The organism is Polaromonas sp. P1_E3 (assembly GCF_056405935.1).
Map to the genome: position 1 here is coordinate 1 of NZ_JBFUBD010000032.1, position 24123 is coordinate 24123.

At 65.1% G+C, this 24123-nt stretch carries 17 protein-coding genes; 11 read left to right on the top strand and 6 right to left on the bottom strand.

The genetic code is table 11. The features are described from left to right. Nucleotides 1–713: 713 nt before the first annotated feature. Together AC1D0Z_RS07235 and AC1D0Z_RS07240 are read right to left on the bottom strand one after the other, a co-directional pair. Nucleotides 714–1061 carry a DMT family transporter gene (locus AC1D0Z_RS07235; RefSeq protein ID WP_477657567.1) on the bottom strand — a complete coding sequence of 116 codons (348 nt, stop codon included), beginning with the start codon at nt 1059–1061 and terminating at the stop codon, nt 714–716. Continuing rightward, nucleotides 1058–1519, bottom strand: a complete 462-nt coding sequence (locus tag AC1D0Z_RS07240; RefSeq protein ID WP_477657568.1) for a cupin domain-containing protein — start codon at nt 1517–1519, stop codon at nt 1058–1060. Before AC1D0Z_RS07240 ends, AC1D0Z_RS07235 begins: the two co-directional genes overlap by 4 nt. A 110-nt stretch (nt 1520–1629) precedes the next feature. On the opposite strand from AC1D0Z_RS07240, the gene AC1D0Z_RS07245 reads away from it, so the two are divergent. Together AC1D0Z_RS07245 and AC1D0Z_RS07250 are read left to right on the top strand one after the other, a co-directional pair. Next, nucleotides 1630–2544 carry a LysR family transcriptional regulator gene (locus AC1D0Z_RS07245; protein WP_477657569.1) on the top strand — a complete coding sequence of 305 codons (915 nt, stop codon included), beginning with the start codon at nt 1630–1632 and terminating at the stop codon, nt 2542–2544. A gap of 249 nt (nt 2545–2793) precedes the next feature. Then, entirely contained in the window at nt 2794–3504 is a 711-nt protein-coding gene (locus AC1D0Z_RS07250) for an enoyl-CoA hydratase/isomerase family protein (protein ID WP_477657570.1), read from the top strand. 143 nt (nt 3505–3647) lie between these two features. Here the strand turns inward: AC1D0Z_RS07250 and AC1D0Z_RS07255 are convergent, their stop codons facing one another. Further along, nucleotides 3648–4550, bottom strand: a complete 903-nt coding sequence (locus tag AC1D0Z_RS07255) for a LysR substrate-binding domain-containing protein (protein ID WP_477657571.1) — start codon at nt 4548–4550, stop codon at nt 3648–3650. Nucleotides 4551–4636: 86 nt separating this feature from the next. Here AC1D0Z_RS07255 and AC1D0Z_RS07260 point away from each other — a divergent pair, with 86 nt between their 5' ends. From AC1D0Z_RS07260 to AC1D0Z_RS07280, 5 genes are read left to right on the top strand one after another with little or no spacing between them, the layout of a single operon-like run. Continuing rightward, a complete protein-coding gene (locus AC1D0Z_RS07260) occupies nt 4637–5632 on the top strand; it encodes a Bug family tripartite tricarboxylate transporter substrate binding protein (RefSeq protein ID WP_477657572.1) in 996 nt (331 codons plus the stop codon). Between the two features lie 34 nt (nt 5633–5666). Then, nucleotides 5667–6515, top strand: a complete 849-nt coding sequence (locus tag AC1D0Z_RS07265; protein ID WP_477657573.1) for an HTD2 family dehydratase — start codon at nt 5667–5669, stop codon at nt 6513–6515. A gap of 9 nt (nt 6516–6524) precedes the next feature. Then, the gene (locus AC1D0Z_RS07270) at nt 6525–7706 is read left to right on the top strand and encodes a CaiB/BaiF CoA transferase family protein (protein WP_477657574.1); all 1182 of its coding nucleotides are present in this window, start codon (nt 6525–6527) and stop codon (nt 7704–7706) included. Next, a complete protein-coding gene (locus AC1D0Z_RS07275) occupies nt 7703–8536 on the top strand; it encodes an HpcH/HpaI aldolase/citrate lyase family protein (RefSeq protein ID WP_477657575.1) in 834 nt (277 codons plus the stop codon). Before AC1D0Z_RS07270 ends, AC1D0Z_RS07275 begins: the two co-directional genes overlap by 4 nt. Before the next feature lie 32 nt (nt 8537–8568). Continuing rightward, nucleotides 8569–9945, top strand: coding sequence for a class-II fumarase/aspartase family protein (locus AC1D0Z_RS07280; RefSeq protein ID WP_477657576.1), 1377 nt, complete (start codon nt 8569–8571; stop codon nt 9943–9945). Nucleotides 9946–10004: 59 nt separating this feature from the next. Here the strand turns inward: AC1D0Z_RS07280 and AC1D0Z_RS07285 are convergent, their stop codons facing one another. Together AC1D0Z_RS07285 and AC1D0Z_RS07290 are read right to left on the bottom strand one after the other, a co-directional pair. Then, on the bottom strand, nt 10005–11873 hold the full coding sequence (locus AC1D0Z_RS07285; RefSeq protein ID WP_477657577.1) for a sensor histidine kinase: 1869 nt from the start codon (nt 11871–11873) through the stop codon (nt 10005–10007). Next, a complete protein-coding gene (locus tag AC1D0Z_RS07290; protein WP_477657578.1) occupies nt 11874–12518 on the bottom strand; it encodes a response regulator in 645 nt (214 codons plus the stop codon). Nucleotides 12519–12666: 148 nt separating this feature from the next. Between AC1D0Z_RS07290 and AC1D0Z_RS07295 the strand changes: the two genes are divergently transcribed. Next, complete coding sequence (locus AC1D0Z_RS07295) at nt 12667–14412, top strand: ShlB/FhaC/HecB family hemolysin secretion/activation protein (RefSeq protein ID WP_477657579.1); 1746 nt, start codon at nt 12667–12669, stop codon at nt 14410–14412. Between the two features lie 105 nt (nt 14413–14517). Then, nucleotides 14518–20559, top strand: a complete 6042-nt coding sequence (locus AC1D0Z_RS07300) for a YDG domain-containing protein (protein WP_477657580.1) — start codon at nt 14518–14520, stop codon at nt 20557–20559. 19 nt (nt 20560–20578) lie between these two features. Here AC1D0Z_RS07300 and AC1D0Z_RS07305 read toward each other — a convergent pair whose 3' ends face one another. Continuing rightward, complete coding sequence (locus AC1D0Z_RS07305; RefSeq protein ID WP_477657581.1) at nt 20579–21580, bottom strand: AraC family transcriptional regulator; 1002 nt, start codon at nt 21578–21580, stop codon at nt 20579–20581. A gap of 78 nt (nt 21581–21658) precedes the next feature. On the opposite strand from AC1D0Z_RS07305, the gene AC1D0Z_RS07310 reads away from it, so the two are divergent. Both AC1D0Z_RS07310 and AC1D0Z_RS07315 read left to right on the top strand, forming a co-directional pair. After that, on the top strand, nt 21659–22882 hold the full coding sequence (locus tag AC1D0Z_RS07310; protein WP_477657582.1) for an MFS transporter: 1224 nt from the start codon (nt 21659–21661) through the stop codon (nt 22880–22882). Nucleotides 22883–22897: 15 nt separating this feature from the next. Continuing rightward, nucleotides 22898–23938, top strand: coding sequence for an NADP-dependent oxidoreductase (locus AC1D0Z_RS07315; RefSeq protein ID WP_477657583.1), 1041 nt, complete (start codon nt 22898–22900; stop codon nt 23936–23938). The last annotated feature ends 185 nt before the right edge of the window (nt 23939–24123 follow it).

The following is a 24123-nucleotide window of genomic DNA, read 5'->3' on the forward strand; positions in this document are numbered from 1 at the left end:
GAACCAGGTTGCATGCGCAACGCCTTCTCTTTTAGCGGCAACGTCGCCCACTGTCGCGAGGGATACGTCACTCCTAAATTCTCCCTGCTTTTAAGGCAAGCAGGGTAGTGCCAACGTGGATCAGATTTCGATGGAATTCAACAACTGTTCATGAGGGCGAGTATGGTCAACCTTATCAACAAACCATTCGTTGTAGAACAATTGATGCTGGTTCCAGATGGTAAAAATTCCCGGGATTAAGGCAAATCCGTCCAAGTATGCTTGTGGGAAGATTCAGAACATCAATCTCTAACCGTGCGTAAAACAGCCATCCCCCTTATTAGCGCGCTTGCGGCAATTGCTGCTGCGCTCGTCTTCAGCTCCGCACTTCTAGGCAGGCCCGTCGGATTGTGGGGGTTGATTCTCTGCGGAACAGGCGGGGTGGTGCTCGCGTTCATTATCTTGAAGTTTCGAAAGCGCCAGGAGCGCAGACATTTGGACTCCATCCGGGATTCAGCTCTCTGGTAATAAGCGTGGCTTGCATCCACCGCTGAAATCTTGCCTGGTTTTCCATCGAACTTTGACCAGACTCGTTGTGAGCAGAAAGTGCTCACGACGTGATACGGCTACCGCGTGGCCCTCAGGCCAACCTGGTCAAGTTCGACTGATGGATCATCGTGATCGGAAATGCGGTGCGATCCATGTCTTCATGGACAAAAGCGCCTTGATCACTGTCAGGCTTCGCCGCCGGCCAGCTTCAGGCCCACGATGCCCAGAATGATGAGCGCGATGCAGCCCAGCCTCGCCGGCGTGGCGGGTTCACCAAAAACGGCGATACCCAGGATGGCGGCGCCGACAGAGCCGATGCCCGTCCACACCACATAGGCCGAGCCGACGGGAAGCGTCTTCAGCGCCAGGCCCAAGAGCCAGAAGCTCAGCCCCGCCGCGATGATGGTCAGCACGGTGTACGGAAGCCGCGTGTACCCGTCTGAGGCTTTCATGCTGATGGCCCAGACGACCTCGAGCAGGCCGGCGACCAGCAGGACAAGCCATGCGGTAGAGGTGGCGAGGGGCGCGCTCATGCCAGCCCCACCAGGTCACGCGGCTGAACGCCGGCTGCGGCGCAATGCCGCCGGTAGTCCTCGATGCGGTCTGCGGTGGCAATGCGCTGCAGCACGCTGTGATGGGGGCCCAGGTATTCGACTTCCCCCTTGACGACCACATGCACCAGGAGTTCTTCATCACCAGTGGCTTCCCACCAGTCCACGTTGCCGGCGGGCTCGTAAATGTAGTCGCCTGCGCGCACCACACGCCCGTCGTTCAGGCGGCGCTCGCCTGCCAGATTCAGGGCATGGACTTCTCCGGTATGCCGGTGCAAGCCCAGCCGCACGCCCGGCGTCAGGCGCATCAGCTCGACCCAGCCTGCGCCGCCCGGGAGGAACATCACGGGAAGGGACCACTTGCCTTCGCCTTCCGGAATCCAGGCGTCAAGGCCGGCGCGGCGCATTGCCGAGGCCACGGTAAGTTCTGCGAATTTCATGGCGGGGTTCCTTTTTGAGTGAGGGGTTCCACCACTCTAGGAGGGGCCGGGCTTGGGCGAAACCCTCGCGCGCCATAATCGGTTTTGCTCCAAACGCAAAGGCATTCACCATGGCGAACTTTCTGCCGGACCCTTCGGACTTGCGCTGGCTGGTGCGCTCGCTCGATCTACGCTCTTTCTCAGCGGCGGCCCGTGAACTGAATGTGGCTGTTTCGGTGGTGACGCGCGGCGTGAATCGCCTTGAAGCCGGGTATGGTGTGACGCTGATACGCCGCTCCACGCACGGGCTGTCGCCCACGCCGGAAGGCCTGGAACTGGCACAGGAAGCCCGCGAACTGCTGGCCCGCATGGAAGACATGTCCGCCGCGCTGTCCACACAGCGGGGCCGTGTCGCCGGCCTGGTGCGGCTGGCGTCGAGCCAGGAAATTTGTGAAGAGCTGGTCCTGCCGCATCTGGCGCGGCTGCGCGCAAAGCACCCCGCGCTGCGCATCGAACTGGTGGCCGAAGATCGCGTTGCCGACCTGGTGACCGACGGCATAGACGTAGCCCTCCGCACGACTGTTGGCGGCAGCGATGCAGTGGTGGCCCGAGAGCTGGGGGCGTTTGAACGTCGCCTGTACGCATCGCCCGGGTACTTGCACCAGCATGGCGATCCTGCCGCTCCGCAGGACCTGCACGCGCACCAGACGGTCACACACACCGCGCAAGGGCCTGCCGTGACCTGGGCATTCCGCAAGTCGGGGCGTGCGGTGGAAGTGACCGTGCGATCGCAGCTCGCTGCCAATTCCTCGGCCCTGGTACATCGCGCACTGGTGACCGGGGCGGGCATCGGCATGCTGTCGTGTCCTCTGGCTGCGGCGGATGTGGCCAGCGGGCGGTTGGTGGAAGTGCTGGCACCTTTCGCCTCGGGTGCGCGGCACACCCTGTTCGCGGTCTCGCTGCCCAGCGCGCGCAGCGCCGCCCGGGTGCGCGCCGTGATCGATTTCCTGCAGGAGGCGGCGCGCAAACGGTGGGCCATGGCCTGAATTTCAATGCCAGCTACCTGAAGACCCGATGCATTTAAGCGGTCACCGGGCGCGTTGGTTCGGCGCCGAAGCCGCACAGCCGATGCAGGCGACGAGGCAGGCCAGCCCCGCGGGCACCCACCTGACCAAGCCGCGAGCTGCGGGTCTTCAAGAGGGCCGACACCCAGCGCCTACGGGGTTGGCTGCTAACTGGAACCACCGACAGGAAATTTGTCGCTCGATGATGGCTTCGTCGTTCAGAATCACACCATGACAACTCCCAAGCTGCTGATCGAGTCCGCGGACGGCATCATGACCGTATCACTGAACCGCCCGGGCAAACTCAATGCCATTGACAACGAGCTTGCGCGCGAACTTCTGGCCGCTATTGCGGTGGCATCTCGCGACGATGCCATCCGGGTGCTCCTGCTGCGCGGCAATGGGCGGGCATTCTGTGCGGGAAGGGACGTCAGCAGCCCACCCACGGAAGACGACTTGGTATTGGTGCAGGCCGTCGCCAGGGCGCTCGTGTCCCTGTCCAGGCCGGTGATTGCTTCAGTGCATGGCTGGACTGTCGGCGCCGGCTTGGAGTGGATGCTCAATGCGGACATTGTGATCGCGGGGGAAAGCACCCGCTTCAAGTTGCCGGAGTCCTCCCTCGGGGTTTTTGTGACGGGTGGATTGACCGCCACCTTATCTGCCTATGCAGGCGTTGCGCGCGCCAAGGCGCTGATGCTCCTGGGCGAAGAGTTCTCACCTGCGCAGGCGATGGCTTGGGGACTTGTCTGGAAAGTGGTCTCCGACCAGGAACTCGAATCGGCTTCCCGACAAATCGGCGCCAGGCTGGCGTCGCTTCAGCCGGTGGTGGCAGCCAGCTTCAAACGGGTCCTCAATGACGTTGGCCTTCGCCATTTTGAAGAGGCCATCGCGCTCGAAAACGATGCGCAGCGAACCTTGGGCGGTCGCGGAGTTCAGAACTAGCGCGCTGAAATGCGTGCTCGGCTATGTCAGTTCACGGCGGAGTTCAAGAACCGGCTCTACTTTCGACTTCTTTGTCTGGATGACCGGAAACACCACGCGCGGCGAACTGCCGGCGGGCTGACCTTCCATCCTTGCCGTTCCCCTTACCGGCGGTCTTTCAGCGCCGTGTGCAGGTAGTCGTAGAACATCTTTGCCGGTGCGCGCAGCGTCGTGCCACGCAAGGTGGTGAGGCCCAGTACACGCGATACCGCCGGCGCGACGAGTGCAACGCCGACGATTGACGGATGCCGTTTCGGCAAGGCCAGGCGCGGTACGGCCGCAAGCCCGAGCCCTGCTTCGACCATGCCGAGCAGTGTCGCGATGTGGCTCACCTCGAGACGGTATGAGGGGTTGATGCCGGCCTTGGCCAGCGCGTCGTCCAGCAGTTGCCGGTTTCCGCTGGTGCGCGAGACGGCGATCAGGCGCTCGGTTTCCAGGTTCTTCCACGACAGCGACTTGCGCCCGGCGAGTGCATGGCGGCGCGGCATGGCCACCACGAAGGGGTCGGTGTGGATCGGCTCGAAGTCCACGCCGGGCACCTGGTTGCCCATGAAGCTGATGCCGAAGTCCGACTCGCCCGACACCACGCTGGCCATCACCGCGCCGGCGGCTTCGTCAATCACACGGACGCGGATCAGCGGGTAGCGTTCCGAGAACGAGCTCACGACCGTGGGCAGGAAATGGATGGCCGCGGAAGGTACGCAGGCCACCGTGACCCGGCCGGTCCGGCTACCGGCGATGTCGGTGATGCCGAGCATGGCGGACTCGAGGTCGTCCAGCGCGGCGCGTGCGCGATCAAGAAAAACGTGCCCGAGGGCCGTCAGTTCGACCTCCCGCGTGGTGCGGTTGAAAAGCCGCGCACCCAGGATGGTCTCGAGCTTGTCGATGCGCCGGCTTAAAGCGGGTGGCGAAAGATGGATGTGGTCGGCTGCTGCGCGAAAGCTCCCGCGCTCGGCCACCGCCACGAAGGCTTCGAGTTGCTGTAAATCAAAATTGATGCGTGCCATGCACCAATACTAACAAAAGTTGCACTTCACGGATTCCACGCATTCGCCGAAGATCCGGCAATCAGAACATCCACAGGAGACAAACCATGCTGCCGAAACACCACGTCCGGACTTTGCTGATGCTGAGCTTGCTGCCACTGGCGGCTGGTTTCTCCATGGCGGCGACCAGTCCGGCGACGCCCAAGAACTGGCCCGAAAAAGCGATCACCATCGTGGTGCCGACCTCCGCCGGCGGCGCCAATGACGCGATGGCGCGCGTCCTGGCCCAGGGACTCAGCGCCCGGCTCGGCAAACCGGTCATAGTCGACAACCGGGCCGGGGCGAACGGCGCGATTGCCAGCGAGTTCGTGGCCCGCGCCGCGCCGGACGGCTACACCTTGATGTTCGGCTACGTCGCTACCCACGGCATCAACCCGGCCTTGCAAAAGCTGCGCTACGACCCGGTCACCGATTTTGAACCCATCGGCATGGTGGCGGCATCTCCGACGGTGCTGGTCGTCAGCCCGGAAGTGCCAGCCAAGACCGCCAAAGAATTGGTGCAGCTCATCAAGGCAAAACCCGACAGCTTCAGCTTCGCGACGGCGGGGAATGGCACCGCACCGCATATCGCGGGCGAGCTGTTCAAGCTGTCCGCAGGGGTGGACGTGATCGGAATTCCCCACAAAGGCTCAGCGCCCGCCGTGATGAGCACTATCTCCGGCATCACGCAATACATGTTTCCCAGCTTGTTTACCGCGTACCCGCAAATCAAGGGCGGCAAGCTCAAGGCGCTCGGCATCGCCGGTGACAAGCGATCTCCCGTCTTGCCCGACGTTCCGACGCTGGCCGAGCAGGGAATTCCCAATGTCAGCATGTCGCAGTGGTACGCCATGTTCGCCCCCGCTAAAACTCCCAAGGTGGTGGTGGACCGGCTGAACCAGGAGATCAATCGCGTACTGGCCGAAAAAACCGTACAGAAATTCATTGAAGACCAGGGGGCCGAGGTTGAAACCAGCACGCCTGCGCAACTCAAAACCCTGGTGCAAAAGGAGGTCACGCGCTGGAAGGGCGTTGTGGCTGCAGCAAAAATCAAACTCGACTGAGCCGCGCAAGTTTCACTGAAAGGAGGGTACGCGCATGAACTTGCAAGACTGGACAGGCCGCAGCGAAACAGTGGAAGACACCGCGACCGCCACGCCGTACGCAGCGCTGTCGGCCACGCTCGACCGCGCCGACACCTCGCGCCCCGCGCCCGGCACGCCGTTGCCCTACCTCTGGCACTGGCTGTATTTCCTGCCGATCCACGCGCAATCGGAGATCGGCCCGGACGGCCATGCGCGGCGAGGCGGCTTCCTGCCGCCCGTTCCGCTGCCGCGCCGCATGTGGGCCGGCAGCGATTTCGAGTTCCACGAGCCGCTGTGTGTCGGCGACGCGCTCGCGCGCACGTCAACCATCGTTGATGTGACGGAAAAGAGCGGCCGCACCGGCAGCCTGGTTTTCGTGAAGGTGCGCCATGAACTTCGCCGCAACGGTTCTGCAGGCGTGGCGTTGACCGAGCACCACAACATCGTCTATCGCGCGGCGCCGACGCCGGCCGACGTGGCTCCGCCGCCGCAGGCAGCGCCCGCCGAATTCGCGTGGGTGCGCCGCTTCGTCGCCGACGACGTGCTGCTGTTCCGCTATTCGGCCCTCACGTTCAACGGGCACCGCATTCACTACGACCGCAAGTACGTCACGGAGGTCGAGGGCTACCCCGGTCTTATCGTGCACGGCCCGCTGATCGCCACGCTGCTCATGGACCTGTTGCGCCGGCACATGCCCGAGGCCACGGTATGCAAATTCGAGTTCAAGGCGGTCCGGCCCACGTTCGACGTCAACCCGTTCTCGATCCACGGGCAGCCTTCAGCCGACGGCAAAAGCGTGAGGCTGTGGGGGCGTGACCACGAAGGCTGGCTCACGATGGATGCCACCGCCACGCTGGGCTGAGGAGACGCCATGCAACCACTCAAGGGAATCACCGTCGTCACGCTCGAACACGCCATCGCGGCGCCTTTCGCCACACGGCAGCTGGCCGACATGGGTGCGCGGGTCATCAAGGTTGAGCGCCCAGGAGTGGGCGATTTCGCGCGGGCCTACGACAGTCGCGTGCGGGGCCTTGCATCGCATTTCGTCTGGACCAACCGCTCCAAGGAAAGCCTGACGCTGGACGTCAAGCACGAGGAGGCGCAGAAGATCCTCATGCGCCTGATCATTGAAGAAGCCGACGTCGTGGTGCAAAACCTCGCGCCGGGCGCTGCAGCACGGCTCGGCTTGTCGTACGAAGCGTTGGCCAAGCGCAAGCCCGGCATCATCGTCTGCGACATCTCGGGGTATGGCGACGACGGCCCTTACCGCGACAAAAAAGCCTATGACCTGCTGATCCAGAGCGAGGCCGGCTTCGTCTCGGTAACCGGTACGCCCGACACACCGTCCAAGGCCGGTCCATCCATCGCCGACATCGCCGCCGGCATGTATGCGTACACCAACATCCTGGGCGCGCTCATGCACCGTCGGCAGACCGGTGAGGGTCAGCGCATCGACATCTCGATGCTCGAGTCGCTGTCGGAGTGGATGAGCTACCCGCTCTACTACGCCTTCGAAGGCGCGGCGCCGCCCCAGCGCACGGGTGCCAGCCACGCGACCATCTACCCATACGGCCCGTTCCTGGCCGGTGACGGCAAGACCGTGATGATGGGCCTGCAGAACGAACGCGAGTGGAAGGTGTTTTGCGAAAAAGTGCTGCTGCAACCCGCGCTTGCCAGCGACCCGCGTTTTGCCGGCAACGCACAGCGCAGCGCCGCCCGGAGCGAACTCTCGTCAATCATCGTTGAAGCCTTTAGCACCCTGACCGCCGCGCAAGTCGTCGAGCGGCTGGAAGCCGCCGGCATCGCCAACGCGCAAGTCAATACCATGAGTGAGCTGTGGAAACATCCGCAACTTGAAGCCCGCGCACGCTGGCGTGAAATCGACACACCGGCGGGCGCCGTGCCCGCCATGCTGCCACCCGGTTCCTGGCAACACGGCGCCCCGCGCATGGACGCCGTGCCCGCGCTGGGGCAACACACCGACGCGATCCTGAGCCACTTTGGCTACGGTGCCGAACAGATTGCCCAGTTGCGCACGGAAGGTGCGGTATGAGCATGCCGCCCGCCGTGCCACAGAGCTACCTGTTCGTGCCCGGCCACCGGCCCGAGCGATTCGCGAAAGCGTTGGCCTCGGGTGCGGACCGCGTCATCATCGACCTGGAAGATGCGGTCTCGCCTTCTGACAAGGCGACCGCGCGCGAAGCCATCGCAGCGTGGATGCCCTCCGCCAACGAGGAGATTCGCGGCAAGCTGTTGATCCGTATCAATGACGCGAGCACGGGCTGGTACAAGGACGATCTACAGCTCCTGCGGCAGGTGCGGGCCGTCTGCGTCATGCTTCCAAAATGCGAAAACAGGCGGCAGCTTGCCGACCTTCTCGCTTCCCTCGATGCGGGTACCACCGTATTGCCGCTGGTCGAAACCGCGCGTGGCCTGCTGGCCACCTTCGACCTTGCCACCGCACCGGGCATCGCACGCCTGGCCTTCGGCTCGCTCGACTACATGGCCGACCTTGACATTCCCGTCGACAGCCCGGCGTTGCAGCACGCCGCGATCCAGCTTGCCATTGCCTCACGTGCCGCGGGTTTGCCCTCGCCCGTAGCTGGCGTCACGCCAGACATTGATGCGGATCGCGTTGCCGCCGACATGACGCAGGCACGCAGCCTCGGCTTTGGCGCCAAGATGTGTATTCATCCCGCGCAGGTTGCCCCGGTGCATCACGCATTGCGGCCCGGTGCTGACGAACAAGCCTGGGCACAGCGCATCCTGAATGCCTCGCGCGCAGCCGGTGGCGGCGCCATCCAGCTCGACGGGAAGATGGTTGATCGCCCGGTGGTTCTCAAAGCCGAGCGCATTGTGGCCCTGGCCGCACGCACTTCCTGATTTTCACAAGACACCAACCCAAGGGAGCACTTATGTCCGCAACCATCATCGACTCAAAAATTTTCGGCGACATGTTCAGCGATGCCGCCATGCGGCATGTCTGGTCGGACGAGAACCGCACCGCTAAATACCTGGACATCGAGCGCGCGCTCGCCAAGGTCCAGGGCAACCTCGGCATCATTCCCAAAGAGGCTGCTGAAGAGATCGTGAAGAACTGTGATCCCGACCAGATCGATTGGGCCAAGCTCAAGGCCAAGACCGAGCAGATCGGCTACCCCATCATCGCCGTGGTCAACCAGATCAATGCCCATTGCAAGGACGGCCTGGGCGAATACTGCCATTGGGGCGCCACCACGCAGGACATCACCGACACCGCCGCCGTGCTGCAGATTCGCGAGGGCCTCGCGCTGGTCGAGGCCGATCTTGCGGACATCTCGGCCTCGCTCGCCAAACTGGCGCGCACCCACCGCGACACGCCGATCATCGGCCGCAGCAACCTGCAGCAGGCGACGCCCATCACCTTCGGCTACAAGATGGCCAGCATCCTTGCAGGCATCGAACGCCACCGCGAGCGCCTCACGCAGCTCAAGCCGCGGGTGCTGGTCGGCGAGTTCGGCGGCGCGTCGGGAACGCTGTCCTCACTCGAAAAAGGTGCGATGGAAACCCAGGCCGGCCTCATGAAGGAACTCGGGCTCGGGCAGCCGCTGATCTCGTGGCACACCGTGCGCGACAACTTCGCCGAAGTCGGCGCCTTCCTCGGCATCGTCGGTGGATCGCTCGGAAAGATCGCGATGGATGTGAAGCTGTTGATGCAGACCGAGGTCGCCGAAGTGTTTGAGCCTTTCGCGCCAGGGCGCGGCTCCTCGTCAACCATGCCGCAAAAGCGCAACCCGATCTCCTGCCTCTACATCCATGCCAACATCTCCGTGGTACGCCAGCTGGCCGCGTCGCTGATGGACGCGATGGTCGCCGACCATGAACGCTCCACCGGACCGTGGGAAATCGAATGGGTGGCGATGCCCGAGATTTTCTGCCTGATCTCGGGCGCGCTCAAGCAGACGAAGTTCATCCTCGCGGGTCTGGAAGTCGATGCCGCGCAGATGCGCCGCAACATCGACATGACCCACGGCCTCGTGATGTCGGAGGCCGTGATGATGGGCCTGGGCCCCTACATCGGGCGTGAATACGCTCATGACCTTGTCTACGACATCTGCCGCGACGCGCTCCAGCAAAAGCGCCCACTGATCGATTTGCTGGCGGAGCATCCCGAAATCAAGAAGCACGTGACACGGGAGCGGCTGGCCTCGTTCTGCGATCCGATGAATAACCTGGGCCAGGCAGGCGTGATGGTCGACCGCGTGCTCGCGTCGGTCAAGGCGCCGGACTCGCAGCCCACAAGAGTGTCGTAAGAAGAGAGCGGCTCAAGCTTCGTACCAAAGTTTTGTGTATGCGGTTGAAGGGTGCCGTCTCAACGTCTTAACGGAAGCTCCAGCGTCACGCAGGTTCCATGTGTGCCACTGGAAATGCGGACCTGGCCCGCCAGTTTTTGTGCGCGCATTCGCATCGCGGCCAGGCCGCGTTGGGTCTTGCCGGGCGCGGGGACGGCGTGCGTGTCGAAGCCGCAGCCGTCATCTGTGACGGACAGCTCCAGGGTGCTGGCGGTGTCGCGCGCGCTGACGGTGATGGTTTTGGCCGCGCCATGGCGCACTGCATTGTTGATGGCCTCCTGGAGCGTGCGCAGGATGGAAAGGCCCGTCTCGGGTGTCAGGTAGTCCATCTCAGGAAGCGGCCCCACTTGCCACTGCAAACCAACCCCGATGGCGTTGAGGCGTGGCTCCAGCCGGTAACGCAGGTTGGCCAGTAGGGGCAGCAGGTCGCTTTCCTCAAGGTCCAGGGAATCGATGATGAGCCGCATGTCTTCCAGGGAGTCCTCGATCACGCGCGCGACCTCTTCGCGCGGAACCTCGTCGCGGCGGGTCATTCGTAGCGCGGTGATCAGCTGGCTGCCCATGCCGTCGTGCAGGTCGTGCAGCAGCCGGGTACGCTCGGCGGCGATCACGGCCTGGCGTTCCTCGGCCTTGCGGCGGTCGAATTCTGCGCGCATTTCTTCCAGGGCCTGGCCGTGGGCGGTGCTGACGCCGGCGACGGCAAGGTTGATCTCTTCTTCGGCGCTGGCCCTGTGCAGCGCCAGGCCCTCGAGCGTACGCGCGACCAGGGTGGCCAGCACCAGCAGTGCGGCCACCGGGGCCATGAAGAAGCTGTCGAAGGCGTTCAGGTCGGCGGGAATGGCCAGGTCCTGCAGCACAGCGGCCCACCAGAGGACCAGCGTCACGGCCAGGAACACTTCGTTGCGCCGGCGTGTGCGCCAGGCCCTGTGAACCTGGGCCAGCACCACGGCGATGGTCAGGGCGAAATACGGGCAGTGCAGCACGGCCACGACGTTGGGCCGCATGTTGCCCTGCAGATAGGCCACAACGCCGGCTGTGAAGGACAGCGCGATGACGCCGTAGAGTACTTTGAGGTAGCGCTTCCAGGGCGGGCTGGTCCAGTGGCTGTATTCCAGCAGCAGCATGATCATGAGCGTGTTGGACACAAGGGTGCTGACCAGCGCGAACAGCAGGGATTCAGGGCCGGGCGGCCCGGCTTCAGGCGTGAGCATCACCACCGCCCGCGGCATCCAGCTCAGGCACAGCAACACGAACAGCAGGTGGATGTAGCGGCGGGTCTTGAACCACAGGGGAATGGCGCCGAACAGGCAGATCGGAACCGCGAACATCAACATCGTGGGGGCGATGGTTTGCAGGAAACGCCGCACCTGGAAGGCCGGCCCCACGGCTGCCGTAGTCCCCAGGCTCATGCGTGAAAGCCCGCCGCGGGTGTCGGCGCTGCCGCTGACGCGCACCTGCAGCAGGTTGCCCGAGGGCTTGAGCATGTGGCCTCCCAGGGGCACCCACAGCGCGCGGTTGCGGGTAAAGCCGTTGCCCGTGCCCAGGTCCAGCCGTTCGCCGTTGAGCCAGAACTCGCCGATGTCCGCCACGCGCGGCACGACCAGGACGAGTTCGTGCTCGGGTCCCGTGGCGCCGGCCGCCCTCAAGGGGCCATCGAGAGGGATCGAATACCAGGCGACGCCGTCAAAGCCAGGGCGGCTGCGGCGCCAGTTGTCGGGCAGCGTGACGGACGAAGCCTTGCTGAAATCGACTTCGGTGGGGCGCCCCGCGTCTTCAGTGACGACCACCGCCTGTTCCAGGGTGGCCGCCGTGGCGCTCCAGGACGGCGCCGCCAGCATCAGCAGCGAGGCGCAGGCGCATAGCGCAGCCCGTGTGGCCTGCAATCGCATTCAGATCAGTCCCCTGGCGCGCGCCTGGTTCACGGCTTCGACGCGCGAGTGCACGGCCAGCTTGCCGTAAATGCTCTTGATATGGGCGGCCACCGTGGACGGCGCGACGTCGAGGTGCCGCGCTGTTTCGGGCACCGAAAGACCCTGCGAGACGGCCGTCAGCACATCTTTTTCGCGAGGCGTCAGCGGCTCCATCAGCCAGCGCTGCGCCTCTGTCCGAGGTGCGGCGAAGCTGCGCAGGAGATAGCGCGCCACCTGCGGCGAAAGCGGGGCTGCGCCTTCGCTCACCGCGCGGATCGCGCGGCCGAATTCGGCGGTCGGCGTGTCTTTGAGCAGGTAGCCATGGGCGCCCGCCTGCAGGGCGCGCACCACATGGGCCTCGTCACCGAAGATAGTCACCACCAGGATGCTGGTGTGGCGCGAGCGGCGGGCCAGGTCGGCGATGAGTTCTGTGCCATCGCCGTCGGGCAGGCCCAGGTCGATCAGTGCAACGTCCGGCTGTGCAAATGAAAAACTGCGCCGTGCCTCCGCGCAGGAGCCTACCGCCTCCAGCAGCTTGAGGCCAACATCTTCACGCACCATGCGCGCGAATTCCTCGCGAATAGGTGTGTCGTCTTCCACCAGGGTCACGGTCAGGATGGACATGGGTGCGCTTGATTCCTTCAGTTGTTGGTGGGCTGGCGGAGCCCGCCGTGAATCTTAGTGGGTGCGCCTATTTGACCAAAAAAAAATTCGGACCGTCTCCCCGAATCAGGGGAGGCGATGGCCTTCCCGGCCCGACACCATACGCGGCATGCAAACCACTACCCGATCAACGACAGGCACTTCGCTGCCGCTGCGTCAGGGCGTCTACGCCTCTTCCTGGCCCGTGCGCCGCGCCGCTGCGCTGTTGTGCGGTGCCGCGTGCCTGGCCGGGCTGGAGCCTGCGGCGGCGGCCAGCCCTCCCGATGCCGGCAATGTGCTGCAGCAACTCAGGCCTGCGGCTCCCGTGCCCCGCGAAGACGCACCGGCTGTGTTGCCTGCAGCACCGGCCGCGGCATCCCCGATGCCACAGGCATCACCGGGGGATGCTGCAATCCGGGTGCGGGTGGCGCAGATACACATTTCAGGTGCGACCGCTTTTTCTGAAGCAGAGCTGCTGACGGTGGTGCAGGATGCCATCGGGCGTGAGCTTGACTTCGCCGGGCTCGAAGAACTGGCAGTGCGCCTGAGCCGCTTCTATCGCCAGCACGGCTATACGGTGGCGCGCGCCTACCTGCCCCAGCAGGACATCCAGAACGGTGTGGTGGAAATCGCCGTCGTGGAGGGCCGTTACAGCGCCATCACCGTGAAGCCTCAGGGCGAATTGCCCGCGCCGCTGCCGCTGGCCGCGTTGGTGTCGGGCGAACTGGTGAACGACGCAGCGCTGGAGCGTTCGCTGCTGCTGGCAGCCGACGTGCCCGGCATCGCGGTGCGATCGACCCTGCAGCCCGGCGCGTCGGTGGGCACCAGCGAATTGGTGGTGGACGTTGAGCGGGGGCCGGCTGTCACTGGCTTGCTGGAGGCCGACAATTTCGGCAGCCGCGCCACCGGCCGCGAACGGGCAGGCGCCAGCCTGTACTTCAACAACCCGGCCGGCCTGGGCGACCTGGTGTCCCTGCGCGCATTGACCGCCGGGAGCGATATGAACTATGCGCGCCTGGGGTGGCAGTTACCGGTGGGCGGTAACGGCACGCGCGCGGGCGCTGCCGTCTCGGTGATGAGGTACCGCCTGGGCGGGGAGTTTGCAAACCTGGAGGCACATGGCGACGCCTCTGTCGCCACCCTGTTCGCCGCGCACCCGGTGCTGCGCTCACGCCTGCACAACCTGAACGCGCAAGTCAGTGCCGAGCACAAGCGCCTGCGTGACCGCATCGACCTCGTCGGCTCGGCCGATGACAAGCATCTGAACCTGCTCAATCTTGGCCTTTCCGGTGACGCACGCGACGGCTGGGGTGGCGGTGGCGTCTGGGGGTTTTCGGCCACTTATACGCGCGGCCAGCTGGCCATTAACAGTGCCGACGCATTGGCCATCGACGAGGCTACCGTGCGCAGCGCCGGCAGCTTCGGCAAGCTGGGCCTGCTGGCTATGCGCCAACAAAGCGTTGGCAGGGCCAACTTGCTGGTCTCCTATACCGGCCAGTGGCCCAGCAAGAACCTGGATTCGTCCGAAAAGCTGCCGCTTGGCGGCGCCGGCGCTGTGCGCGCTTATCCGCAGGGAGAAGCACCGTCAGACCGCGCCAGCCTGCTGACGCTGGAACTGCAATACCCGCTGGGCGCTGGCTGGCAGCTGGTCGGCTTTTACGACGCGGCCGTTGGCTACGGCAATGAGCAGCCGTTGCCCGGCGTTGGCGCGTCAAACCGGCGAAGCCTGTCGGGTGCCGGCCTGGGCCTGAACTGGGTGCATGCCGACGGCTGGAGCGCACGCTTCTTTTACGCACGCAAGCTGCATGGCGGCCCGGCCACCGCCGAGCCGGATCGCAGTAGCCGGCTGTGGCTGCAGGTGTCCAGGAGTTTTTGAGTGACTAACGCACCGCCTGTTTCACGCTACATATTTGATAGCAGCTTGCGCACGTCCTGAAAGGGCTGTAGCCCGATTTGATTATCAACCGAAGGAAAAACCGCCATGAATCACACTTACCGCGTCATCTGGAACGAAGCCGGTGCCTGCTTTGAAGCCGTGGCCGAAACGGCCAGCGGCAAGGGCAAACGCAGCCTGGGCAAGCGTGAACGCAAGCTCCGCGCGTTGGCCCTTGCCGCCGGCCTGGCAGCGGCGCAGGCACTGGCCGCTCCCACGGGTGGCCAGGTCAGCGCGGGTCAGGGTGGCATTACGCAAAGTGGCACCACCACCACCATTACCCAGACCACACCCAAACTCGCCATCAACTGGCAGAGCTTCGGCATCGCCGGCAACGAAACCGTCAACTTCGTGCAGCCCGGCGCCAGCGCCATCGCGCTGAACCGGGTGCTGGGCACCGAGGCCAGCCAGATCCTGGGCCGGCTCAATGCGAATGGCCAGGTGTTTTTGCTCAACCCGAACGGCGTGTTGTTTGGCCAAAGCGCGCAGGTCAGCGTCGGTGGGTTGGTGGCCTCGACGCTGGGCATGAGCGATACCGACTTCATGGCTGGGCGGTATGTGCTGCGTGCCAACGGCAGTGGCGGCGGCAGCGTRCGCAATGAGGGCACGATACGCGCGGCCGACGGCGGCAGCATCGCGCTGATTGGCGGCCAGGTCAGCAACACCGGCACGCTGGTGGCCAATCTCGGCACGGTGGCGCTGGCCGCCGGCAAGCAGGTCACGCTTGACTTCGCAGGAGACGGCCTGCTCAAGCTCGCGGTGGATGAAGGCGCGGTCAACGCGCTGGCGCACAACGGCGGGCTGATACAGGCAGACGGCGGCACCGCCTTGCTCACCGCCAAAGCCGCCGATGCGCTGGCCGGCACCGTGGTCAATAACACCGGCGTTATTCAGGCGCGCACGCTCGAAAACCGCGGCGGCGTCATTAAGCTGCTGGGCGGCTTCAACGGCGGCACGGTACAGGTGGGCGGCACGCTGGACGCTTCCGCGCCCACCGGCGGCGACGGAGGCTTTATCGACACCTCGGGCGCGCATGTCAAGGTGGCCGAAGGCACACACGTGAGCACGCGCGCTGCGCAAGGCAAAACCGGCACCTGGTTGATCGACCCCGCCGACTTCACCATCGCCGCCAGCGGCGGCGACATCAGCGGCGCCACGCTGTCTGCCAATCTTGCGAGCAGCGACGTCACTATCTTGTCTAGCAGCGGCAGCAACGCGGCGGGCAACGGCGACATCCACGTCAACGACAACGTGAACTGGAACGCCAACACACTCACGCTGACTGCCGCGCGCGACATCAACATCCGCGCGGTGATGGATGCCACCGGCAGCTCGGCGCTGGTGATGAACACCGGTACCGCCAACGGCGCCGATGCGGGCGTGGCAGGCGGCAAGGTCAAGGTGCCGGTGGACCCGGTGACAGGCTTCGCCGGCCGCGTGAATTTCGACCGCGCAGGAACGGGATTTTTGACGATCAATGGTGAGGGCTACATCGTCATCAACACCCTCGGCACCGAAGGCTCCACCGACGGGCTGCAGTCCATCAACCTCGACGGCGGCCTGCGCTACGCGCTGGGCGCGGATATCGACGCCAGCGCCACCGCGGGCTGGAACGGCAACAAGGGTGCTTCGCCGCTGACGGGTCTGGGCGGCGTGATGGACGGCCTGGGCCACGCCATCAGCAACCTGAAGCTCTGGGTGCCGACGAGCATGACGGGCATGTTCTCGGTGATCGGCGGAACGGTCAGGAACCTGGACCTCGTCAACGTGACGGGCAATGCTTTTACGGGTGCAGGCGCACTGGCCAGCGACGCCAACAATGCCACGCTGCACAACCTGCGTGCCTCAGGCACGCTGGCAGGTCCCGGGTCGAGCGTCGGTGGACTGGTGGGCTACATGAATGGCGGAACCTTGCAGGATGCGCACGCCCAGGTGGCCATCAACATGACCAGCAGCGGTGACATGGTGATTGGCGGCCTGGTGGGCGAGGCCATCAACGGGGCCACGCTGCGTGACGTGTCGGCCTCCGGCGCGGTCAACGGGGGCAACAACTACGACTATGTGGGCGGGCTGGTGGGCCGCCTCAGCGGCGGCGCCACCGTGCAGAATGCGCGGGCTTCGGGCGCGGTCACGGGCCGCGCCCACGTGGGCGGGCTGCTGGGCGCGAACGGCAACGCCGACGCGCTCACCGCGGGTACCACCCTGACCAACGTCAGCGCCAGCGGCACCGTCAACGGCATCGGCAGGCTCGGCGGCCAGGGCGTGAACGGAGCGGCCCGCAACGTGGGTGGCCTCGTGGGCTGGAATTTCGGCAACATCTCCCAGGCGAGCGCGACCGGAGCGGTGGTGGCCGACGGCGGCGCGACCACCACCTATACCGGGGTTGGCGGCCTCGTCGGCCAGAACTACTCGGGGGACATCACCAATTCGTATGCCACCGGCTCCGTCACGGCCACGGGACTCACCGGCGTCACGCAGTACGTCGGCGGGCTGGTCGGGCACAGTACTGGCGCGCTGTCGAATGTCTATGCGACCGGCAACGTGAGCGCCACCGGCGACTACACGGGCGGCCTGGTGGGACGCAACACCGGTGCGGTGACGGACGCGCGCTCCGACGCCGTGACCGTGCAGGGACCCGGCAATTACACCGGCGGACTGATCGGCGACCACAGCGGCGGCACCATCCAGAACGCCCGCGCCACCGCGAACGTCACCAGCCAGCGGCAGTACAGCGGCGGGCTGATCGGCAGATCGACGGGAGCCGACCTCAGAAACGTCACCGCCACCGGCTCCGTCACCAACACAGGCAACGCCGTGGGCAATGCCGGCGCGAACGTCGGCGGCCTGGTGGGGCGGGTCGCCGGCGGGACGATCGACCAGGGGGAAGCGACGGGTGACGTGAGCGGCTATTCATTTGTTGGCGGCCTGGTCGGCAACTTCGAAGGGACCTCGCTGACGCGGTCGAGGTCGACCGGCGCGGTCGCGGGCGACAGCCTCGTCTCCGGCGCGAACGTCGGCGGCCTGGCGGGGTACGCCGGCGGCACAGTCTCCGACGTCCGGGCCACCGGCAACGTCACGGGCCGCAGGTCGGTCGGGGGCCTGATCGGCAACGCCGACGCACAGCTTTCCAACGCGGTGGCGACCGGCAACGTGCAAGGCCTCACGAACGTCGGCGGACTGCTCGGGCAAACCATGGGCGTCATCAGCAACGTGCACGCCGAAGGCTCCGTGCGGGCGACCGACACGGGCAACAGTGATGTCGGCGGCCTGATCGGATCGGCTGAGGCGACGCTCAGCAATGCCTACGCCACCGGACGGGTGGAGGGTGCCGGCAGCCGGGTGGGCGGCCTGATAGGGCATAGCGTCAACACCGGGGGTGTTCCCACCTCGAACGTCTATGCCACGGGAGAGGTGGTCGGCGCCGGCGGCGTGGGCGGCCTGGTCGGGGTCACCGACGCTGCCAGCGTGATTCGTGGCGCCTACGCGTCGGGGGCCGTCACCGGCACCGGCACCGCGGTGGGCGGCCTGATCGGCAGCAACAGCGGCGCGCTCAGCGACGCCTATGCGAGCGGCAGCGTGAGCGGTGGCAGCCAGGTCGGCGGCTTGATCGGTGATGTGGTGGCCGGCACGGTGGACAAGACCTACGCCACCGGCGCCGTCAGCGGCACCAGCGCCCTGGGCGGGCTGGCCGGCTCGGCCTCCGGCACGGTCACCAACAGCTACTGGGACACCGCCACCACGGGGCAGGCTACCAGCGCTGCCGGCACCGGCCGCACGACCGCGCAGATGCGCCAGCAGGCCACCTTTGCCGGATGGGACGTGGGTGCCACAGGCGGCACGTCCACCGTTTGGCGCATCTACGAAGGCATGACCAGCCCGCTGCTGCGCAACTTTTTGGTGGCGCAAAACGTGTCCAATGTGAACACGGTTTACAGCGCGGCGTCGCAGTCGGGCAGCGCTGTGGCGCCCTCGGGCACGCGCACCGGCACTGCCGCCAGTGGCCGCAACGTCGGCACCTACACCGCGTTTTCCGACCAGCAGGGGCTGGACATTGTGGGCGGCCTGCTGACTATCACCCCGGCCGCGCTCACCGTAAGCGGCGTGACGGCGAGCGACAAGGTCTACGACGGCAACACCACCGCCGCTTTGAATACCGGCGCGGCCGCGCTGTCTGGCGTGCTGGGCAGCGACAACGTTTCCATCAATTTAATCAGCGCTACCGGCAGCTTTGCCGACAAGAATGTAGGCAACAGCAAGGCGGTCGCAGTCAGCGGCGTGGGCTTGTTGTCTGGCACCGATGCGGGCAACTACACCGTGGGCAGCCCGACGGCAGTGGTCGCCAGCATCACGCCCAAGGCTTTGACGGTCAGCGGCCTTACTGCGGACAACAAGGTGTACGACGGCAATACCACCGCTACGCTGAACACCGGTGTGGCGGCGCTGTCAGGCGTGATCGGCCTTGAAGACGTAACGCTGAACCTGGGTGGTGTCACCGGCAGTTTCGTCGACAAGATGGTGGGCAATGCAAAGACGGTGACCTTGAACGGTACCGGCCTGCTGGGGGGCGCCGATGCCGGCAACTACAGCGTCAGCAATCCGGCTGGGCTGGTGGCCGACATCACGCCCAAGGCGCTGACGGTCAGCGGCATCACGGCCAGCGACAAGGTCTATGACGGCAACAACACCGCCACCGTCAACGTGGCTGGTGCAAGCTACGTTGGCCTGATCACCAACGACGATCTCGCGGTAGCTGCCAATGGCAGCTTCGGCAACAAAAACGTAGGCAACGGCAAAACGGTGACGCTGGCCAGCAGCTACACCGGTGCCGACGTCGGTAACTACACCATCACGGACCAGGCCACCACCACCGCCAACATCACACCCAAGGCCTTGACGGTCAGCGGCATCACGGCCAGTGACAAGGTCTATGACGGCAACAACACCGCCACCGTCAACGTGGCTGGCGCAAGCTACGTCGGCCTGATCACCAACGACGATCTCGCGGTCACTGCCAATGGCAGCTTCGGCAACAAAAACGTAGGCAACGGCAAAACCGTGACTCTGGCCAGCAGCTACACAGGCGCCGATGTCGGCAACTACACCATCACCGGCCAGGCTGCGACGACGGCGAACATCACACCGAAAGCATTGACCGTCAGCGGCATCACGGCTGCCGACAAGGTGTACGACGGTGGCACGACCGCCACCGTCAACGTGGCAGGTGCAAGCTACGCCGGCCTGATCACCAACGACGATCTGGCGGTCACTGCCACAGGTGCTTTCGCGGACAAGCATGTGGGCAGCGGGAAAGTCGTCGCCCTCAGCAGCAGCTACAGCGGCGCGGATGTTGGAAACTACACCGTCACCGGTCAGGCGGCGGCTACGGCCAGCATCACCCCGGCCGCGCTGACCGTGACTGCGCAGGCCGACAGCCGCGTCTACGACGGCACCACTGTGTCGGCGGCGGCGCCTGTCATCACCGGCGCGCTGTACGACACAGTTGCCAGCGCCGCCACGCAAACTTTCGACAACAAAAATGCCGGAAGCGGCAAGACACTGACCGCCGCCGGACTGGTAATGAACGACGGTAATGGCGGCAATAACTACAGCGTCAGCTATGCCGCGAACAACAGCGGCGCCATTACGCCAGCGTCACTGTCGGTGATTGCCGATAACCAGGCCAAACAGGTCTATACGCCCGACCCTTTGCTCACTTACCGCACCGGGCCGTTTGCGGCCGGCGACAGCGCGGCCTCTGTACTGAGCGGTGCGCTGCAGCGCGTGGCGGGCGAGCAGCCCGGCAATTACGCGATCAACCAGGGTTTGCTGGCAGCCAATGGCAATTACACGATCAACTACACGCCCGGCAGCTTGCTGATCACGGCAGGACTGCTGCCTGGTCAGGCGGGTGGGGCGCCCGCCACACCCTACCAGCAGGCAAAAGCGCAAATACCGCTGCCAGTGCCTGAGTTCAGGCAGCTTACTGCGTGTACTCCGCTGGCGGGCCGCGGCAACTGTGGCGGTGAACTGCCGCTAACGATTGTGGATGAAGGCATGCGCATGCCGGCGCTCGCTCAAAGCACCAACTGACGGGCTATTGATGGCAACGTCACACGGAGCTTCGGGCCTTGCTGGGCGCATGGCCTATGACGCGCTTGAATGCCCGGCTGAAAGAGGCCTCGGAGTCGTAACCCAGCTTGTCGGCGGCCGTGGTGACACGCATGCCGTCCTGCGCGATCCAGTTGCGGGCCTGGAACATGCGGATACGGGCTACGTACCTGGCCGGGCTCTCGCCCACCGAATCCTTGAATGCCTGGGCAAAGCGTGATCGCGATGCGCCCATGATGTTCGCCAGTTCCGGCACGCTCCAGTCCTGCTCCGGCGTCGCGTGAATGGCGGCAAGCACCTTGCCCACGCCCGGCGAGCGCAGCGCTGCGATCCAGCCTGTCGAGTTGCTGCAGGCGCATTCCACCCAGGCGCGGATGATGCTCGCGGCGAGCACGTCGGCCATGCGCGCCAGGATGCCGCAGGCGCCTATGCGGTTAAGCGAGGCTTCGCGCTCCATCGCGTCCAGCAGCATGGGCACGCCGGGGTCGCGCTGCGCCAGGTCGCCGGCACGGATCACCTCCGGCATCATCGCCAGTAGCGGGTGCAGGGGGTCGAGGTTGAACTTCATCGTGCCGCAGAACATGACATGGGATGGCGCTTGCGCCATGGGCGCTCCGTCCCGCAGCAGATAGATGTCGTCGGCGACCCGCTCGCGGTCGAAGGTTGCGAGGGCCACCGGTGGTACATCAGGTGAACTGGCCACGGTGTGGGCGGTGCCGCGCGGCAGCAGCACTGCGTCACCTGCCTTCAGTTCCATCCACCCGGATTGCTGCGTGTGTATCCAGCCATTTCCGCTGGCGACAAAATGAAAACGTGCGCCAGCTTGCGCATCAAAGGAAATCGCCCATGGCGCATGCATCAGGCACCGGCCGTATTCGACACCGTCCAGGCGCAGGCCCAGGAGGATCTTGGTGAGGGGATCGGGCCCTGCGGCAGGCAGGCCTGCGTCTTCAAGGGGCGTCTGGACGACGGGCGTGAACGTTCTGGAGGAATTGTCAAGCATTTCGGCTCTTTCGCCATGGAAATGTGCCGATGCTAGGCCTAAGCTGGCAACCCTGTCTTCAACAAGGCTTCACATTTCATGTCATCTATTTCTTGCTCTGCCTGCCTCGATCCGCTGGCCGCCGGCGTCCCTGGTAACGATTCACCTGGCGAAGCCGCCGCGCTCTGGACGGCGGTGGCTTCACTTTCCCTTGGCGTGTTCGGCCTGGTCACGGMGGAATTCCTGCCGGCCAGCCTGCTGACTGCCATGGCGGCCGACCTGCACGTCACCGCGGGCGCTGCGGGCCAGGCCGTTACGGCCACTGCGCTTGTCGGTGCGGTGGCCGCGCCGACCATCCCCTTGCTGACGGCGCGCTTCGATCGCAAGCGGGTGCTGCTGACGCTTACAGCCCTTCTGTTCGTATCCAACCTGCTGGCGGCAACAGCCGCCTCGCTCGCGGTACTGCTGGTCGCACGCGTGGTGCTCGGCATCGCGCTCGGTGGGTTCTGGTCGATGGCGGCGGCGCTGGCCATGCGGCTGGTGCCGGAACGGCTTTTCCCGCGCGCCATGTCGCTCGTTTTGACCGGTGTGTCCATTGCCACCGTCTGCGCGGCGCCCGTCGGGGCCTGGATGGGCAATGTGTGGGGATGGCGCAGCGCTTTTGTCGCGGCAGGTGCCGTCGGCTTGCTGGCTTTCGTTGTGCAGCTGGTCGCGTTGCCGGCACTGCCGCCGCGTGACAAAGCCAGCCTGAAGGGTCTGCGCGATCTGCTCACGCGAGGGCCGGTACGCGTTGCGCTGCTGGCTGTGCTGCTCGTGATATCCGGCCACTTCGCGGGATTCACCTACATCCGGCCCGTGCTTGAAGACGTGACGAAGCTGTCGGTGTCGGCAATTTCCGCTGTGCTGCTGGGCTACGGCATCGGCGGCTTCTTCGGGAACTTTGCAGGGGGCTGGCTGGCAGGGCGCAGTGAACGGTACGCGATTGTTGCCGGCAGCGGGATGATCGCCCTGTTGGCGGCTGCACTGTTGATGGGGGGTAGTTCCACCGCGGTCACCGCTGTGGCGGTGACGCTATGGGGGTTCGCGTTCGGCGCATTCCCGGTTGGCTTCCAGACCTGGATCGTTCGCGCCGCACCCGACCAGGCAGAGGCCGCGGGCGGCTTGCTGGTGGCGGCGTTCCAGATCGCCATTGCCACTGGCGCCATCGCGGGCGGCCTCATGGTTGACCGGACGGGCGCGCTTGGCGCCCCTGCATTCGCCATGGTGGCGGTGGCGCTGGGCGGCCTGCTGGCGTGGCGGCACGGCCCTTCCCACCGTGACTGAATGAGGCGGGCAATGATGGCAAATCTGAAACCAGACCCCGGCATCAATCGGCGCATTACCCTGGCGGCGCACCCGCGCGGCCTGCCCGTTGCTTCTGACTTCCATCTTGTGACCGAGCCCGCGCCACACGCGGGCGAAGGCCAGGTGCTCCTGAAAACGCAGTTCCTCTCGCTGGACCCGTACATGCGCAACCTGATGGACAAAGTCGGTCCGGGGTACGCGCCTCCTGTTTCGCTGGGCGGCATCATGCCGGGCGGCACAGTCAGCCGTGTTGTCGAATCCAGGCATCCCCAATATCGCACGGGTGACCTTGTGCTCGCCAACACCGGCTGGCAGGACTATTCCGTCAGCGACGGCAGTGACCTGCAGTCCCTCGGCGACATGGCCCGTCCATCCCTCGCGTTGGGTGCGCTCGGGATGCCGGGCTTCACAGCGCACGTCGGCCTGCTGGACATCGGCCAGCCAAAGGCTGGTGAAACTGTTGTAGTTGCAGCAGCGACCGGCGCGGTGGGCGCCATGGTCGGGCAGATCGCGAAACTCAAGGGCGCCCGCGTCGTGGGTATTGCTGGCGGTGCCGACAAGTGCCGGCAGGCCGTTGAAGATCTTGGCTTTGATGCGTGCGTCGACAGGCACGCGTCCCCATTGCGGGAACGGCTTGCTGTCGCATGCCCGGACGGCATTGACGTGTACTTCGAAAACGTCGGCGGGGACGTGTTGCTGGCCGTGCTTCCCCTGCTCAATATGGGCGCGCGTATGCCGGTGTGCGGCTTTGTCGCACATTACAACGACACGGAAAATTTAATAGGTCCCAACCAGCTGCCGCAGCTCCTGGCCGCCATCTTGCAAAAGCGGGTGCGGGTGCAGGGCTTCATCATCCTTGACCACTATGGCGCGCGCTTTGACGCGTTCCGCAGCGAAATGAGTGAATGGATCAATAGTGGACAGGTCAAGGCATCGGAGCACGTTGTAGAGGGCCTGCTGAAAGCGCCCGCGGCCTTGTCAGACCTGCTGCAAGGCCGGCACTCCGGCAAGGTCGTGGTGCGCGTGGAGGCGTAGCCGCGGGGGGTAGAAGATTGACGCTGCCTGCGTGGCCGAGTCCTGTGTATGTCGAGATACTTTGCTCAGCTATTGCGCCGCGCTGGGCGCGCTTCAAGCAGAAACAGCATCGACAGGCTGGCTTTCGTGAGGATTGACAGCCATGGATGACAAACCGGATGCGGTGCCAGACAGCGCAGCAGTCG